Origin of the sequence: Sphingobacterium chungjuense (genome assembly GCF_011316935.1) — a bacterium.
Lineage (GTDB): Bacteria > Bacteroidota > Bacteroidia > Sphingobacteriales > Sphingobacteriaceae > Sphingobacterium > Sphingobacterium chungjuense.
Genome location: NZ_WLYS01000003.1, coordinates 321,315 through 339,593 on the forward strand (window position 1 = coordinate 321,315; position 18,279 = coordinate 339,593).

The 18,279-nt window shown below is 44.2% G+C and carries 14 protein-coding genes; 3 read left to right on the forward strand and 11 right to left on the reverse strand.

The genetic code is table 11. From position 1 onward, the window contains the following. Positions 1-101: 101 nt before the first annotated feature. The 7 genes from GKO22_RS09115 to pyrE form a co-directional block, all read right to left on the reverse strand. Positions 102-1,097 carry an FAD:protein FMN transferase gene (locus GKO22_RS09115; RefSeq protein WP_206367863.1) on the reverse strand — a complete coding sequence of 332 codons (996 nt, stop codon included), beginning with the start codon at positions 1,095-1,097 and terminating at the stop codon, positions 102-104. After that, a complete protein-coding gene (locus GKO22_RS09120) occupies positions 1,097-3,313 on the reverse strand; it encodes a PepSY domain-containing protein (RefSeq protein WP_166334328.1) in 2,217 nt (738 codons plus the stop codon). The genes GKO22_RS09115 and GKO22_RS09120 overlap by 1 nt, the downstream gene beginning before the upstream one ends. 10 nt (positions 3,314-3,323) lie before the next feature. Then, positions 3,324-3,809 carry a DUF2271 domain-containing protein gene (locus GKO22_RS09125; protein WP_166334330.1) on the reverse strand — a complete coding sequence of 162 codons (486 nt, stop codon included), beginning with the start codon at positions 3,807-3,809 and terminating at the stop codon, positions 3,324-3,326. 4 nt (positions 3,810-3,813) lie between these two features. Next, a complete protein-coding gene (locus tag GKO22_RS09130; RefSeq protein ID WP_166334332.1) occupies positions 3,814-5,331 on the reverse strand; it encodes an ankyrin repeat domain-containing protein in 1,518 nt (505 codons plus the stop codon). A gap of 863 nt (positions 5,332-6,194) precedes the next feature. Then, positions 6,195-7,610: a tRNA uridine-5-carboxymethylaminomethyl(34) synthesis GTPase MnmE gene (mnmE, locus tag GKO22_RS09135; RefSeq protein ID WP_166334334.1), complete on the reverse strand. Its 1,416-nt coding sequence runs from the start codon at positions 7,608-7,610 to the stop codon at positions 6,195-6,197. Positions 7,611-7,718: 108 nt separating this feature from the next. Continuing rightward, positions 7,719-8,117, reverse strand: a complete 399-nt coding sequence (locus GKO22_RS09140) for an SRPBCC family protein (RefSeq protein ID WP_166334336.1) — start codon at positions 8,115-8,117, stop codon at positions 7,719-7,721. Positions 8,118-8,161: 44 nt separating this feature from the next. Beyond that, positions 8,162-8,803, reverse strand: a complete 642-nt coding sequence (gene pyrE / locus GKO22_RS09145) for an orotate phosphoribosyltransferase (RefSeq protein WP_166334337.1) — start codon at positions 8,801-8,803, stop codon at positions 8,162-8,164. A 22-nt stretch (positions 8,804-8,825) separates the two neighbouring features. Between pyrE and GKO22_RS09150 the strand changes: the two genes are divergently transcribed. Next, on the forward strand, positions 8,826-9,431 hold the full coding sequence (locus GKO22_RS09150; RefSeq protein ID WP_240920233.1) for an NUDIX hydrolase: 606 nt from the start codon (positions 8,826-8,828) through the stop codon (positions 9,429-9,431). Positions 9,432-9,532: 101 nt separating this feature from the next. Here GKO22_RS09150 and lysA read toward each other — a convergent pair whose 3' ends face one another. The 4 genes from lysA to serC all read right to left on the reverse strand — a co-directional run bounded on the left by lysA (position 9,533) and on the right by serC (position 14,206). Further along, on the reverse strand, positions 9,533-10,717 hold the full coding sequence (lysA, locus tag GKO22_RS09155) for a diaminopimelate decarboxylase (protein ID WP_166334341.1): 1,185 nt from the start codon (positions 10,715-10,717) through the stop codon (positions 9,533-9,535). Positions 10,718-10,733: 16 nt separating this feature from the next. Continuing rightward, positions 10,734-12,047 (reverse strand): aspartate kinase, encoded by a 1,314-nt coding sequence (locus GKO22_RS09160; protein WP_166334343.1) that lies wholly within the window; start codon positions 12,045-12,047, stop codon positions 10,734-10,736. Between the two features lie 118 nt (positions 12,048-12,165). Further along, entirely contained in the window at positions 12,166-13,113 is a 948-nt protein-coding gene (locus GKO22_RS09165; protein ID WP_166334344.1) for a D-2-hydroxyacid dehydrogenase, read from the reverse strand. 25 nt (positions 13,114-13,138) lie between these two features. Next, entirely contained in the window at positions 13,139-14,206 is a 1,068-nt protein-coding gene (gene serC, locus GKO22_RS09170) for a 3-phosphoserine/phosphohydroxythreonine transaminase (protein ID WP_166334346.1), read from the reverse strand. A gap of 324 nt (positions 14,207-14,530) precedes the next feature. Between serC and gyrA the strand changes: the two genes are divergently transcribed. Both gyrA and GKO22_RS09180 read left to right on the forward strand, forming a co-directional pair. After that, positions 14,531-17,122 (forward strand): DNA gyrase subunit A, encoded by a 2,592-nt coding sequence (gene gyrA / locus GKO22_RS09175; protein WP_166334347.1) that lies wholly within the window; start codon positions 14,531-14,533, stop codon positions 17,120-17,122. Then, complete coding sequence (locus tag GKO22_RS09180) at positions 17,103-18,221, forward strand: tetratricopeptide repeat protein (RefSeq protein WP_166334349.1); 1,119 nt, start codon at positions 17,103-17,105, stop codon at positions 18,219-18,221. The genes gyrA and GKO22_RS09180 overlap by 20 nt, the downstream gene beginning before the upstream one ends. Positions 18,222-18,279: the final 58 nt, after the last annotated feature.

Sequence of the window (18,279 nt, forward strand, 5' to 3'; positions counted from 1 at the left end):
AGATCGATGTAACCGCCACAAATAGCTTGAAGAAAATCTCCGCTAAAACAGATCTTCCTGAATAGCTACCCCATTTCATCCCGATAAAATTCAAGAAAAAATTACTGCTTTCGATTTTTCAAGACGCGACCAGCATCCGTCACAAAGATATAATTATAACGGGGAAATGCCTTCATGAGCACTTTCCCTCTTTTTGCCCCCAAAACCATGATGGAGGTGCTGAGCGCATTGGCCATTTCGGCCGATGGACCGTAAATACTGACGCTGGTGAGCCCAGTAGATGGATAGCCTGTTTTTGGGTTAATGATATGCGCATAGCGAATGCCGGCGATTTCGGCATACTTTTCATAACTGCCCGATGTAGTCACCGCTTCCTCTCCCAATTGTAAAACCTGCATGATTTTGTGTTGGCGAAACGGATGATTCAATCCTATTTTCCAATGGCGCTCACTAGGCGGTTTTCCCCAAGTGGCCAAATCCCCCGAAGCATTCACGATGCCTCCTTTCACCCCTTCTTGCTGCATCAATTCCCGGCCTTTATCCGCAGCGTATCCTTTGCCAATCGATCCAAAACCGATCTTCATGCCTTTTTTACGCAGATAAATGCTGGATGCAGCGCTGTCCAATACGATGTATTGGTATCCGACATGTTGCACGCTACGTTGCACCATTTCCCGATCGGGCAATTCGGTCATACTCCCATCAAATTGCCAAACCTGATCCAGCCCAGCAACGCTAATATCAAATGCGCCTTCCGATAACTCGGAGTAAGCTAATGCACGCTTAGTCAGATCAAATACTTCGCGATCGACCACCACGGGTCGAATACCAGCTTGTTGATTTACTTGTGAAATTTGCGTTTGCGGTTGCCATTCCGAAATCAGGTTTTCGATCCGACTTACTTCGGCGACAACCTGATCGATATGTTGATTTGCTACTGCAGAATCGGTATCCACCACCGTGATCGTAAAAACCGAACCCATCAAAGTGGCTTGTCGGGTGAGCATGACATCCTGTGCCAGTGACGTACCTACCGACAAGAGTAAAGCACCAAATGCTAGCGTGAGCCGACCAATGTGAATCCGCGCAAACTGCATTAGTAACAATCCGTTAAAAGTTGACCCTTGCTTCGGTAATATTCGAGATTGTTCGCCCCGGCGTTTGCCAAAATGGTTTCCAGAATCGCTTCTACATCCCGTTGCATCTGCAATGCCCCACAAATCATGATGACACCACCATTGCGCAGCAACGCGCCAAAGTACGACGAGTCCCGACGGATTAAATCCAATACATATTGACTGTTTTCCTCGCGGGAATAGGCTACCTGATAGCCAGCTAATCGTTGTTGTGCAATCTGCTCATGGGCAAAGGCCGCATAACCTTCATTTGATAGCGTTTTATAGCGAAAACCTGCATACAATTGAATAGCTCGCTTCTTTTTATTAGCCGCCACCATCCCTAGGAAAGGAGCGATTCCTGTCCCATTGGCAATCATCGCCACATGCTTGGCTTTCTTTGGCAAATGGAAATGCGCATTCGCCAACAGGCGAGCTGCAATCTGCTCTCCCACTTGCAACTGATGGAGATAGCCAGAGCCTAATCCGTTGGGGTGCAGTTTCACGATGAGCTGTATATTCCCCTCAATACAGGCAATGGAATAAAACCGTTCCTTCGCGTCATTGTCGGGATAGATGGCCAAAAGATCGCCCGAAGTAATGCGGCTTCGTTTTTTAGGTTTCAATACCACTTGAAAGACAGGGTCTTGATCGCCAGTGATATCTGTTTTGGAGATCACTTCCAGCTCTTGCAGACGGGGCTGCGCAGCAGCATAAATACTTTCGGCTGTCGCCAAAGTCAGCAAGGTTTCCTTGCTCCACGCCTGTGCCCAAGCAGCTACATCCGCAGTGGATTTATCATTCACCGTGTGCAATGCTACCGTACGACCTGCCCACGGCTGCGCTGCAAGCATTGTATCAACTTGATGGGCATAGGCACAAAAATCGGGATAAGAGGTAGATCCAAATCCCAAAACGGAAAAACCTACTTGCTGCCGTTGCGGATAATCCACTAAGCGTTGTTCGAATTTCTTCGCGTTGCTCGGTGCTTCGCCCAAACCATACGTACAGGTAAAAATGACCAGTTCACGCGCATTCGGAAAAATGCCGTATTGATCGATATTGGTCAGGAAAGCACGTTCGCCTTGATCCAACAATTGCTTGTGCACCCGATTGGCCATGGCCAAGGTGCTACCATTCTCCGATCCGTATAGCAGAATGATTTCGGCATTATCGGCGCGGTATTTATTTTTGATCTTCGTACCGGTGCGGCGAAAGGTAATGACAAAACCAGAATAGATAAAGAAGAGGATATTAAGCGCGCCCAATCCCAACACGATTGCCCAGACGCGATTAGTCTGCCCGGTATGTAAATCCAGACTCAGTTTTTCCCAGACAGCGGCATAGGCATAGCGCGTTTCTGAAACCAGCTCACCACTTAGCTGATGTACCGTGATCTGCCGATCGGCTAAGGTGAGTATAAAATATTCTTCTGGATCATCTTCTAAGAATGGGAATTCTATTCGTTCGACTTCGTCGAGCATAATATCTTGAAAGATGGGAAAGTCGGCTGGCGCAAGCTGATTATCGATCCATTCCTCCTCCGTTCGCTCTTCCAGATCATACTCCTGTACGGCTTCTGTTTTATTTAAAATGCCCGTGCGCGACAAGAAAAGATAGGTACCCGTCAGCGAGATCATCAAGACCGGAATAAGCATCACCCTTCCGCTCACCACATGAAAATACTGCGCGAAGAAATCACGATGCACTTTTTTGAAAAAGTGCCGCCAACCTTGCTGTCTTTTTACGATCAACAAGATTCCCGTCAGGGTGATGAGCAATAATAGAAAGGAAACTACGCCCACTACAATACGCCCTGTTTCGTGCAGAAAGAGGGAGCGATGTAAGGTGGTTGTCCATTGGATGAAATCACTTTTTTTGGCCACTGGCCCAAGAAGCATTCCGCTTCGCGGATCAATGTAGCCTTTCACAGATTCGCTTTCGGCATCCAGCGCATCCAGGTATACTCTAGATTGTTTGTCTATCGAAAGTTCGATAATCTCCGGATAGAGATCTTTGATGATGCGGATGGTCTGCGCAACAGAAACAGTGTCTAATCCGTCTGAGCGGTACGAGCTGCTGCTTTCGTCTACCGCATCGTACGCTAATATGACGCCGGTAAGGGATAGTATAAGCAAAAATAAGGAGGATATGAGCGCCAATAAAAGGTGCGCATATCTCCAAATCGATAATGTCATTGTGGGTAATCTATTGGGCTTTCGTCAGTTTTACAAATCGAATATACCCTTTTCCGTTGGTGCGTGCGGTGATGCCGTCTGTCGTCAGTGCGACTTCCGCATCGGTCGTATGGTATTTCTGTTCTTCTACCGCCGACTCAAAACGCAACTTATAGCCTTTGTTCAATTTATCGTTATCGATTTCCAATACCTTAATGGCGCGGTCACCACCACCCACCGATGCGCCTGTCACAGCGTGCAACTTTTCCTTGGTTTTAGTTTGGAATTTGTACCACTCTTTCAAGGTGTTGTACCATTGCTTGTCTGGCCCCAATACCGACAAGGTTTTTTCATAACCACCTTGTGGATTGATTAGAGAGATGATCACGTAGGCTGCTTCGCCCTCGTACGCATTCATCTGAATCATGCATTTGTATTTGCTGGACTGCGCCACAGCGGAAGCGATAAAACCGACACCCAAAGCCAAAGCTAAGCCTGTTTTTGTAACTATATTCATGCGTTTATTTTAAGAAATCTGTAGAAACTAGGTTGTTAGACAAAAAGTCATTTTCTTGTGCTAGATCGTAGGCTGTCTCGTCAAATTCCGTTTTCAAAGATTTATCCGCGCCTAATGCGACCAATGCTTTCAGCATCCTGTCATCTTTGGCAATCAGGGCAGCTTTGTGCAAAGCCGTTACGCCTTCCTTATCTTGTGCATTGATATTGGCACCTAATTTCGAAGCCTGTTCTACTAATGCAATGTTCTCTTTTGCTACTGCCAAGTGGAATAGTGAGCTACCATCTGTTTGTGGCGCAGACACGTCCACTCCTTTGCCTTTCAGCAATGTTAATTTTTCTTCGAACGGACTCGCTCCAATCGGCGCCGCACCTTCGCGATTTGCTCCACGCTCTGCACCGCCACGGTACGAGTTGAACCAGTAATACGCCAAATTGTATCCGTCTTTGTTTAATAAAGTCACATCAGCACCTTTGGCTAACAATTGCTTCACGATTTCTGGTGAGCCATTGCTAATTGCTAAGGTCAATGCCGACTCTCCTTTTTCATTTGTGGCATTCACCTCGCTACCAGCACTTAATAGCGCTTCTACCGTAGCCGCATTTTGACCAGCCGAAGCCAACATCAATGCCGTTGTACCATCGTTGTTGGCTTTAGTAACCGCAACGCCTTTGCCTAAGAAATAATTAATGATTTCCATATTGCCACCGCGTACGACACCATGCAATACGGTACTACCATCGTGACTAATGGCTTGTGGATTTAGTCCTTTGGTTTCTACTAAGAATTGGTACGTAGCCAAGCCATTGGATTCACCACGACGAAATCCTTGGCTAGCGAAAAATAAGGCATTATCCGTCAACTCAGATCCACGTTGAATCAATTTTTCTATTAAATCGGTCTTACCAGATTTGGTGGCATAATCTGCTACGGTACGTCCGTGTGCATCTTTATCTTTAATGGATAGTCCTTTGGATTCGAAATATTTCACTAAGGCTAGATCATCATCACTTGGCGCAGCCAACATCATAAGCGTTGCACCATCTGCATAGGTTTTCTTCGGATCGACGCCTTTGGCAAACAACGCATCATAAATAGCGGTGTTGGTATTGCCACCACCTGCTGCATAGGCTGCGATGGGTACGCCGTAACTGTCTGCATAATTTACATCAGCGCCTTTTTGCAATAGATAGTCTACTACTTCCTTATTGCCATTTGCTGCAGCCCAGTGTAGGTAATGGCGACTGTGGTGTGTTTTCTTATCAACCGGATTGCCTTCTTGCTCTAATAAATAAAAGATGATATCATTAGATGCACCGCTATTGATGGCCATCGTGGTCACATCAAAAGAAGCTGCGTTCGACTCAGACGGACTATTTCCTGCTGCCGTTAAGGTCTTAACCTCGGTGAGATTAGGATTCTTCCCCCAAAAATCACGGCTCAAAAAAACGTTCTGGCTCTGCGCGGAGGCTACACCTGTACCCAGACCGAAAAGTAGTAGGGCTAATTGATAAGTCTTCATACAACTGTCTTTATTTATTATAAGTCTAAATTAATACCAAACATAAGTAAATTATCATTATAAAAGATGTTGAAACAGGAATTTTTACTTGATAATCAGAAAAAAATACATCGTCATCAGTTAATGTTAATGAATATCAACGTTGGAAAAAGGTGCTTATCAAAATACTGTTATGTTATCAAGAATTGCGTTACGAAATACCGTTAGTACTATATTACAATTGGTTTTTCATAAACAGTATGTATAGGTAGTACAGTGCGACTATTGGATATTACTTAGCCATTGATTCACCATTAATTCACGTTAGATTCACGTCTCCTTAACCTTTCCCGTATCGTTAGTGTATTGTTAGTGTAACTGACATAGGCATTTTATGTATTGTTACTGTATTAGAACTGTATTGAAACTATACTTAGAAACCTGAATCAATGCCGAATGTAAGGCGAGACTCGAGTGACGCAATGGTTGATGTATGGGCGAGTAATGATTTAGATCACAGTTAACCCGAATTCCGCTGCAAAGGATATTGCAATAGCCGGAATTTCTTACAGCGAATACGTGAAGTTAGGCCAGTTTTTAAATTGCCAATTGTACATCTTGAGCCGATTAAAAGATATATTCAACTCAAATATATCGAAATAATGAGCCGATTAATAATGTTATTCGGCTCAAACAGCGAAAATAAATAAAGACTATGATACTAAAATTGTGAATCTGTGCCAATAGAATAGCAACCATTGTGGCAAGGATATCTAAAAGCATATCGCTCCAAAACCTAAACCACAAAAAAGCACTGAAAATAGTACATTTCCAGTGCTCTATATCTATTTACTAATATCTACTCTTATCTAACTACTCCCAAACTACTTCCCAATACAGAACTTTCCGAAAATAGTACCCAGTATATCTCGATCTACATCAATCTGCCCGGTAATCGTACCGATATGGCGGAGCGCATCGCGCAGATGCGATGCCAGCAAATCGCCAGAAAGACCGATTTGAAAACCGCGATCCACATCTTCCATCGATTGAAAAGCTAATTTCAGTGCTTCCACATGGCGAATATTGGTAATCACCTGTTGATTATCGGATACGAGACCACGAATTCTTTCGACCAAAGAACTCGTTAAGCGAGCGACAGAAGCCGGATCTTTGGCCGACAGCGCCACAATCTCATCTGCATAGCCGCCGCCGATAAGTGCTGCTTTAATCTGATCGTCAAAATCATTGGCAAAATATCCGCCTTCTAAATCAATCTTATTGCGCACCAAGATGGTGATCAAACCGTCACGGTGAAATGCTTTCACCTGTTCGATTACTTCCTCCGCGGTATTGTTCAAAGAATCGTATAAGTATAATAAAAGCTTCGCTGCAGCCACCTTTTCTTTGGCTCGTGCCACACCGATCGCTTCAATCGTATCCAGCGTTTCTCGTAATCCCGCCGTATCAATAAAGCGAAACGTCACGCCATCAATCGTCATCATCTCTTCGATGGTGTCGCGCGTAGTACCTGCAATATCACTCACAATAGCACGCTCTTCATTGAGCAAGGTATTGAGCAAGGTCGATTTACCGGCATTTGGCTTTCCAATGATCGCTACGGGCACGCCGTTCTTAATGGCATTACCATATTCAAAAGAATTAATTAACTGCGTGACATGCTCTTTAAGCGTGCCAATTAACGCCAAGAACTCCGAGCGATCAGCAAACTCTACATCCTCTTCCCCGAAATCCAACTCCAGCTCCAGCAAGGCCGTGAAGTTGATCAATTGCTCGCGCATGCGTTGCAGTTCGCTACTGATACCGCCACGCAATTGATTCATCGCAATCTCATGCGATGCTTTATTTTCCGAAGCAATCAGATCGGCTACCGCTTCTGCCTGCGACAGATCCAAGCCACCGTTGAGGTAAGCGCGTAAGGTAAACTCTCCTGCCTTAGCTGCGCGAGCACCGTGGCGTATTAATAAGCTCAAGATACGCTCGATAATATAATTGGAGTTGTGCGTCGAGATTTCGACGACATGCTCCTTGGTATAGGAGTTTGGCCCTTTGAACAAGGAAATCACCACCTCATCAATAATCACATCGCCATCTCGGATCGTACCAAAATGCAAAGTATGCGTTTCCTGTTTTGACAGATCCTTTCCCTTAAATACCGAATTGGCAATAGCTATTGCATCTGCACCCGAAAGTCGGATGACCGCGATTGCGCCATTGGCACCGGGAGACGTGGCCAACGCCACAATAGTATCTGAAGAAATAATATCGGAGGTAGTCATGCCCGCAAAATTAAGGAATAAATGTGAATGCGCAGACCGGCATGAGCCGCAAAAAGAAAGCGTGTAGGAAATCCTACACGCTTCGTGATATATCTGTAAAAGCTAGAGCTAGCCTAAAACTTCTTTCAATCGAGCTACTTGATGATCCACCAGTTTCTGCAAAGGACCAGAAGCCATCATTTTCATCATCATGTTCAATTGCGCTTCGATGATGAAGGTTGCTTTAGTTTGTCCCTCTCCAGCCTCTTCTACCTTCCAATGAAGTGATACTTCAAAAGGCGTATCATTAGTCGGTACACAGGTCAATTCTTTATTCTCCACACGCTGACTGATTTTCAACGCTAACTTCGCCATATTTTTGATGGTGAATTGTGCTTCATCGGCAGTGGATGACCAGTTGTAAATATTGTCTGGCATCAATTGCTCATGATTGTTTAGATCAGACAAGAACGTATACACATCGCCAACTGGCTTTTGTATTACGGTGGAATTTTGAATAATAGTCATATCAAGTGTTTTTTACGAATACCAGAACAACTAACAGGCCAAAATTATTTCCCCCAAGTAGAAGGATTTTTGCGCCAGTCTTGTAGTACCTCCATATCGGCCTCCATGATGTAACCGTTTTGCAAGGCTACATGGATCAATGCATCGTAGTTACACAAGCTGTGCAACTTACATTTAGCTTCTTTGAAGTTTTCTTCAGCAGCATCTAGTCCATAGGTAAAGATAGAAACCAATCCGACCACGTTGCATTCCGCTTCGCGTAATGCCTGAACCGCAGCTAAGCTACTTTTTCCGGTAGAAACCAAATCTTCAATCACCACCACGCGCTGTCCGCCGCTTACTTCACCTTCGATCAGGTTTTGACGACCGTGTTCTTTTGCGCTACCGCGAACATACGTAAATGGAAGACCCAAATCTTGTGCTACCAACGCTCCCTGAGGGATTCCGGCAGTCGCTACACCCGAGATCATATCTACCGTACCGTACTCTTCTTGAATCAGTTGCGATAGATTTTGTCTGATGTAGGTTCGGATAGATGGATGAGATAGTGTGATCCGATTGTCACAATAAATAGGCGATTTCCAACCCGATGCCCAAGTAAAAGGGTTTTTAGGTTGCAATTTAATTGCTTTAATTTGCAGAAGCGATTCAGCAATTTTTTGTTCAACCTCATTGTAGTTATTCATGCCGCAAATTTATAAAATTTATATGAACCAGAACCTGCTAATTTTAGCAGATTTCGTACCACAGCACTCCGTCAATCCTCAAACGATTGGTTTACAAGAAATTGATCTAGAAAAACTTTTTAAAGCAAGCGCGACTAATGCTGATCCTGTCACATACTTAGCAATCCTCTCCGACCCCGGCACCTACTTCAAAAACCTATTGGAAGATACAAAAGTGATAAAGGCGGCAGGCGGCATTGTGAAGAACGGACATGGCGAATACCTATTTATCCATCGCTTGGGCAAATGGGATCTACCCAAAGGCAAATTAGAGGAAGATGAAAAAACACGCTCTGCTGCAAAACGGGAAGTGGAAGAAGAATGTGGTGTGAAGATAGATTACTTGGGTGCAAAATATTGCACCACCTATCATACGTATACAATGCGTGGCCGAATGGTGCTCAAGCAAACGAATTGGTACGAGATGGGCATCAACAAATCGCCCGACCTGATCCCGCAACTAGAAGAAGACATTGATGAAGCGGCGTGGATTGACGTGGAAGATTTTGACACCATCCTTGGAAATACTTATCCCCTCATAGCAGATATCGCCAAAAAGATCCTGCATCAGCATACAGATCCACAGTAATCTTTTCAATACAGCACTTAACGCAATCAGGCTTATTCTACAGGAATGATATTCATACCCGTAAAATAAGCCTGATTTGATCGTATAAAGCTTGTCTAAGCTTAGATATTGGCCAACTCCAATTGACCTTCACTCGCATAGCAATAGCGCACCTCGTCGCGTAGATTATAGCGAGAAGCCATCACTTCCGCATACGCACCAGCGGTACGAATGGCGATCAAGTCGCCACGCTCGCTAACGGGCAATGGAACTTCCTTACCAAATGCGTCTGTACTTTCGCAGATGGGTCCAACGACATCATAGTTCGTCGTATCCTCCGCTCCCGCTCCTACTTTTTCAATCTTATGGTACGCTTGGTACAGCATGGGGCGCATTAGCTCCGTCATACCTGCATCGAGGATCAAGAAATGTTTCTTTACGCCATTTTTGGTATAGAGCACTTTGCTGATCAATGATCCACATTGTGCGACCAAAGCGCGACCTAGTTCGAAATGTACTTCTTGGTTGGGTGTACGCTCTAGAAAACGATCAAAAATATCAAAATAGGTCTCGAAGTCTGCAATCGGATGTTCATCTGGCGCGTAATAATCCACCCCAAGTCCGCCACCCACATTGAGTACGCGGATAGTCGTTCCACGTTCTTCGAACCAGTTTTTCCATTCGTTCACCTTTACGCAAAGGCTTTTGAATACATTCATATCCGTAATCTGCGATCCAATATGAAAGTGAAGACCTACCAGATCGACATTCGTACAGTTACGGAGAACAGCAGCAGCGCGCTCCAATTCCGAATTGGGCAAGCCAAATTTGTTTTCGTCCAATCCGGTGGTGATGTATTGATGCGTTTTGGCATCTACATTGGGGTTTATGCGCAGCGAAACATTGGCACGCACGCCCATCTCGGCAGCTAAACCGTCAATGATTTCCATCTCTTGGATGGATTCAACATTGAACGCAAAGATGCCGTGTTGCAAAGCCGTACGAATCTCTTTGTCGGATTTACCGACACCGGCAAAGGTAATCTGAGAAGCAGGAAAACCAACTTCAATGGCTTTCTGAACTTCATTGCCACTCACACAGTCTGCTCCAAATCCTACAGCTTGAACTGTAGAAAGTACGCGCGGATTGAAGTTAGCTTTTAGCGCATAATGCACGTGAAAACCACGCTTGTCTGCCGCCGCTTTGGCTTCCGACAAGGTTTGTTGTAACAGATCTAAATTATAATAATAGAAGGGCGTTTCCATCCCTTCGAATTGTGCTAATAGCTTGGAATCAAAATATGACATCAAACGGGTTGTGTTGTTAAAATAAACGGTGATGTAAAGAACGTAGCGCTTCGGTTTTGTGCTCGGTATCTAATAAGACAGATACGTTAAAATCCGACCCACCATAAGACACCATACGCACAGGCAGGTGTTTTACCGCTTCGAGCACTCTTCCTACGTAACCATGTGCATTGGAGCTGAAATCGCCCACCACGCAAACGATGGTTTGCTCACGATCTACTGATACGGAGCCAAAATCTTCTACTTCTTTGATGATATCTTCTAGATTGGTGGTATCGTCAATGGTAAGCGACACGGCAACTTCAGAAGTCGTGATCATATCGATCGGCGTCTTGTAGCGTTCGAAGATTTCGAAAATACGACGTAAGAAACCATACGCCAACAACATCCGTGACGACTGGATATGAATTGCCGTGATACCGTCTTTGGCGGCTACGGCACGAATCACGCCTTTTTGCGCGCCTTCTTTACTGATTAATGTGCCTGGAGCTTGCGGATCCATGGTATTTAATAGACGTACGGGCACATTATAGCGTTGTGCTGGGAATACGCTTTGCGGATGCAAAATCTTCGCCCCAAAGTAGGCCAACTCGGCCGCTTCGTCGAAACTTAGGTGACGAATCGGTGTGGTACCGTGTACTACACGCGGATCATTATTGTGCATGCCGTCTATATCCGTCCAGATTTGTACTTCTTCGGCACGGATAGCCGAGCCAATGAGCGAAGCGGTATAATCTGATCCACCACGACGCAAATTATCAATCTCGCCAAATGAATTGCGACAGATAAATCCTTGCGTAATAAATAAGGTATTGTCTGGATGCTGATTCAGAATTGCGCCTAATTTCTCTGCGGTAAACTCGATCATCGGTTCATTATCTTCATCGATTTTCATGAAGTCCAATGCGGGAAGCAATACCGAAGCAATGCCCAATTCTTCGAGATAATAATGCCACAAGGTGGTCGATAACAATTCGCCTTGCGCCAATATAATCTTCTCCTCCGATGGCGTAAACAAATCGCTTGCGAAAGATGAAATACTTTCGAAATGATGATCGATCAAATCCTTTCCCTTCTTATAGCCTTCCTCGGTAGCGAAAAGCTCCTTAATCAGTTCTTCGTACTTATCCTTATGCTTCTTAATCAGCTGTTTGGCCTCCTCTGTCTTTGCGCCAGCAAAAGCGTGTGCAATTTCCACCAATGCGTTGGTCGTGCCCGAAACGGCCGACAACACTACAATCTGACGTTCCGCAGGTGCTACAATTTCGAGCAACCCTTGAATACGCGCCGCACTCCCTACCGAAGTGCCACCGAATTTTAGAATTTTCATTAGAATATATACTTATTATGGATACTAATTAACGTACACTTGCGTGCTACATCACTGCGCACGCAAGCGTAAATTGGGTGAAGATAGCACTTTAAAGGCTATTTCAATCGTTTTATGATTATTTCTTGAGATTTGCGATCAGCAAGTTAGCGAGTTCTTCGCCAATGCGCTCTTGTGCTTCATTAGTCGCCGCACCAATATGTGGTGTCAAGGAGATCTTCGGATGCTGTAGCAATTCTACGCGTGGCGTAGGTTCGCTATCGTACACATCTAAGCCAGCGAAAGACACTTTACCTGAATTTAGCGCGTCTACTAAAGCCAACTCATCAATCACGCCACCGCGTGACGCATTGACAATACCAACACCATCTTTTACTTTCGTAAACTCTTCTGCACCGAGCACTGCCTTATCTGTGAATGGCACGTGAAGGGAGATAAAATCTGCTACAGGCAAAAGCTCCTCAAAGGAAAGTTGCTTCACCGGTACTTCAACTTCAATATTACCAGATAGAGACAATGGTAAAGTGAATGGGCCTTCGAATAGATCAGAATAGACCACATCCATTCCCAGACCCAATGCTACCTTGGCCGTTTCGCGACCAATACGACCAAAACCGACCACACCTAGGGTTTTGCCTTTTAGCTCTACACCTTTTGCATACGCTTTCTTCAAACCACCGAATTTGGTATTTCCTTCTACCGGCATTTTGCGATTAGAATCGTACAAAAAGCGAACGCCATTCAAGAAGTGCGCAAAAACCAATTCTGCTACCGAGTGCGAAGAAGCTGCCGGTGTATTGATGACGATTACGCCTTTAGATTGGGCATAATCGACGTCTATATTGTCCATACCGACACCACCGCGTCCAATAACTTTTAAGTTTGGACAAGCATCAATTAATTCCTGACGAACTAAAGTGGCACTACGCACGGTAATCGCATCGTATGCTTGCAGTTTTTCTGCTAATTCGGCTTGTGGTATGTGTACGGTATCTACGGTAAATCCTGCCTCTTCCAACAAGCGCTGTCCGATCGGATCTATCCCGTCATTTGCTAATATTCTCATGCTAAAATAAATACTTAAATGTCACTTAATTATGGGTTTCTTCAAACTCACGCATCAAATCAGTTAAGGCATTGATAGATGATATACCTAATGCATTGTAGATCGACGCACGGAAACCGCCAACTGAACGGTGTCCTTTTAGGCCGACCATACCGCGTTCTTTGGCTAGCGCCAAAAACTCCTCTTCTAATGCTGGATTGGTCATCACGAAAGTCACATTCATGCGTGAACGGTCTTCTACCTCTGCCGTACCACGGAAGAATGGATTGCGATCAATCTCTTCGTACAATTGACGGGCTTTGATGATATTCTCTTGTTCCATCACACTCACCCCACCTTTGGCTTTCAACCAACGCAGATTGAGCACAGACACGTATATAGAGAATACCGGCGGAGTATTGTACATGGAATCTGCTTTAGCATGCTGCTGATAGTCGAAAATTGAAGGAATGGTGCGACCAGTTTTACCCAGCAACTCATCTTTCACCACAACTAACGTAACGCCAGCAGGCCCCATATTCTTCTGTGCACCGGCATAGATCAATCCATGATCAGCTACATTGACCACGCGGCTAAAAATATCAGACGACATATCAGATACCAATGGTACATCTGCCTGCGGCAAATCAAAGATCTCTGTACCAAAAATGGTATTATTTGATGTATAATGTAGGTACGCAGCATCTGCTGGCACGGCATATGATTTTGGTATATAACTATAATTACGATCCGAAGAAGACGCTACTACATCGATCGCTCCGAAGTTTTTCGCTTCTTTAAGCGCTTTGGACGACCACGTACCTGTATCGAGGTAAGCCGCACGACCGTATGTAGGAAGCAAGTTAAAAGGTACCATGGCAAATTGTTGGCTAGCACCTCCTTGCAAAAACAGAATGCTATATCCTGCTGGCACTTCTAACAGCTCGCGAACCAGACTTTCTGCTTCAGCGATCACTGCTTCGAACTCCTTCGAACGGTGCGAAATCTCCAAAATAGACAAACCTGTTCCATTAAAATCTAAAACTGCCTGCGAAGCTTCCGCAAAGACATCCTTTGGTAAGATACAAGGTCCGGCACCGAAATTATGTTTCATATGCTTATAATGCTTAATTGTATGGATAACGTGAATTAAAATTAATGCGACAAATGTACTAGATTTATAATTGAGTTCACAACAGAATTTTGATTATAGTTTATTTTTTACAAAAAACTTACTCATTCATTGAAAATGAATCAACTAATCAGATGATTTATTATTAATAATACATTCAAAAGGGAAATTATTAATTAGCATTTATAAACAAGCATTATTTGAGGGGGTATTTATTCATAGGATAGCAAAAAAAATCCGTATCTTCGCACGATTGCGCCCACACTATTTAGAGCGTTAATATTAGTTAGTATGTAACCCAATAATATGGCTGAAGAAACAGAAAACGAAAATAATTTAGTACCTGCTAACGACAGGATCATCCCCATAAATATTGAGGATCAGATGAAATCAGCGTACATCGATTATTCGATGTCGGTGATTGTATCCCGTGCATTACCCGATGCTAGAGACGGATTGAAACCCGTTCACCGTCGTGTGTTGTATGGCATGCTAGACTTGGGCGTTACCAGCAGTAAGCCGTACAAGAAATCAGCGCGTATCGTTGGTGATGTACTGGGTAAATATCACCCGCATGGCGATACCTCAGTGTATGATGCGATGGTACGTATGGCTCAATTTTGGTCTTTGCGTTATCCGATGGTCGACGGACAAGGTAACTACGGTTCTATCGATGGTGATCCACCAGCAGCGATGCGTTATACAGAAGCGCGCTTGCGGAAGATTGCCGAAGAGATGCTTTCTGACATCAACAAAGACACGGTTGATTTCCAACTGAACTTTGACGACTCGTTGCAAGAGCCTACGGTATTACCTACGCGTATTCCAAATCTTTTGGTCAATGGTGCTTCGGGTATTGCTGTTGGTATGGCTACGAATATGGCGCCGCACAACCTTACAGAAGTGCTAAACGGTACGGTCGCTTATATCGACAACCGTGATATTGAAATCAGCGAATTGATGCAACACATCAAAGCGCCTGACTTCCCTACCGGCGGATTGATTTACGGCTATACTGGGGTAAAGGATGCTTTTGAAACGGGACGTGGACGTATTGTGATGCGTGCCGTAGCGGAGATTGAAGCAACTAGCAGCGGTAGAGAAATTATCGTAGTTACTGAGATCCCATATCAGGTCAACAAGTCCGATATGATTAAGCGGACAGTAGACCTGATCAATGAAAAGAAATTAGAAGGTATCTCGGAGATTCGCGACGAATCCACGAAAGATATCCGTATTATATACGAAGTAAAACGGGATGCCAATGCAAACGTCGTATTGAACAACTTGTTTAAATATACGTCTTTGCAAACTTCTTTCTCTGTCAATAACATCGCCCTTGTAAAAGGTCGCCCGGTATTGATGAATCTGAAAGACATGATTCACGAATTTGTGGAGCACCGTCATGACGTGGTGGTACGCCGCACCAAATTCGAGTTGGCAGAAGCAGAAAAACGGGCTCATATCCTAGAAGGATATTTGATCGCGCTAGATCACTTAGATGAAGTGATCAAATTGATTCGTGCTTCGGATACGCCAGAAGATGCACGCGTAGGTTTGATGGAGAAATTTGGCTTATCCGACCTACAAGCGAGAGCGATTTTGGATATGACCTTGCGCCGTCTGACAGGACTAGAACGCGACAAGATCAAAGAGGAATATGCCGAATTGATGAAAACGATCGAATATTTGAAACAAGTATTGGCAGACGAAGGTCTGCGGATGACGATCATCAAAGACGAGATCATTGAAATCCGTGAAAAATATGGCGACGAACGTCGTTCCGCGATTGTGCATTCTGCAGAAGATATGCGCATGGAAGATTTCATCGATGATGAAGAGATTGTCATTACTATTTCGCACAATAGCTATGTGAAACGTACGCCATTGTCGGAATACCGTCGTCAAAGTCGTGGTGGCCGCGGTTCGAAAGGATCCAGCACCCGCGAAGAAGATTTCACCGAGCACATTATTACGGCATCGGCGCATAATTACTTGTTACTATTTACCGAAGCTGGACGCTGTTTCTGGCTACGTGCATTCGAGATTCCTGAGGGTTCGAGAACATCTAAAGGTCGCGCGTTGCAAAATATCATCAACGTACCAAAAGACGAGAAGATCAAGGCATTCATCAAAGTCAAAAACCTGAAAGATCAGGAGTACTTGGAGAACAACTTCATCATCATGTGTACGAAGAAAGGTACGATCAAGAAAACCTCTCTGGAGGCCTACTCTCGTCCGCGTGCTAATGGTATCAATGCCATCAACATCAACGAAGGTGATCAATTGATCGAAGCTAACCTAACCAATGGCAACAGCGAAATCGTCATGGCATTGCGCTCTGGTCGCGCGATCCGCTTCAACGAATCGACTGTAAGACCAATGGGTAGAACCGCTACAGGTGTACGTGGTGTACGCTTAGCACACGATAACGACGAAGTTGTTGGCATGATTAGTGTTGATAATAGCGAAGAATCAACCATCTTAGTAGTCTCTGAAAAAGGATACGGTAAACGTACCGATGTAGAAGATTACCGCGTAACGAATCGTGGCGGTAAAGGGGTAAAAACCTTGAACGTAACGGACAAAACCGGAGAACTTGTCGCGATCAAAGATGTGAACGATCAGGATGATTTGATGATCATCAATAAATCGGGCATCGTGATACGGATTGGTGTAGATACCCTTCGTGTGATGGGTAGAGCTACACAAGGAGTGAAATTGATCCGCTTAAATGAGAACGACGAAATTGCTTCGATTACTAAAGTAGCTCGTGAAGAGGAACTAGAAGAAGGAGAAGAGCTCGGCGAAGGATTCGTAGCAGATCAGGATGGTGTAGCAACTCCAGACAATGAAAATAATGCTGTTTCAGACGAAAATGATGAAGAAAGCGAATAACATCAGCAAATACATACTCACCTTTGGCCTAGCCATCGGTGGGTTATCTGCTTTTGGGCAGTCTGCTGTCAAAGAAGCGACGAATAACTTCGCTTTGTACACGCAAACTGGTGAGCTCAAACATTTGGAAAACGCCAAAAAATTTATTGATGGCGTATACAAAACTAGAAGAGATTCTTCTAACACGCGTATCAATTTGACGCGGGTGATGATTTATAGTTCTATCGCGTATGCGGATTCTACACGTAAGATAAAGACCGAAAGAGATCCCATCGATCTGACCCTCGCTACCCTAGCGCGCTTAAGTGATCGCGAAAAGAACACACGCGAAAGTGAAATGGCTTATGTAACGCAGAATCTTGCGGCTGCCTATACGTACAAGGCAAATCAGGCTCTCCAAGCTCAGGAGTACGATTTGGCCTACAATAATTTTTTACGCGTTAAAGAATTACAGCCCAAAAACGAAGATATCATCTACAACTTAGGGTTGTTGGCCAACCAGACCAATCGTATCGATGAAGCCATTGCATACTATCAGCAGGCTATCACACTTTCTTCGCGCCAACCCATCCAATATTTGGAACTGGCTCGGATATACGAGAAGAATAACCAACCAACAGAGCGTCGCAAAATACTGGAAAAAGGAAGTGCTAACTATCCTGAAAACAAGGAAATCTTGTTTAAACTCATTGAAACGTATTCTCAGCAAGGTAACTATAACGCTATTGTGCCAATTGCCGAACATGCGGTTAAAATGGAACCAGAAAATGTTGATCTGAATTACTTGGCTGGATTCTCATTCGAAAATGTCGGTAATATCGACAAAGCGAAGCAATTTTATGAGCGTACGGTACAATTGAATGATAATAATTATGAGGCAAATTTGGCTTTAGGATTATTGTATCTACAACAGTTTATGGAGAATCAAGATGATCAAGAAGCACAGAATAATGCACAGAATTATCTCTTGAAAGCCAATGAAATACGTCCTCATGAAGTCAATGCCTTGCGTTCGCTAGCGATGTATTATGAGAATGCAGAGGACGACATGCAACTGGATCGTGTAAACCTCCTTCTGAATAGATTGCAAAACTACTAGGCACGTTCTTTGTTAACCTAGATCATAGAATTGAAAACTTGAAGAACATTAAACAAAC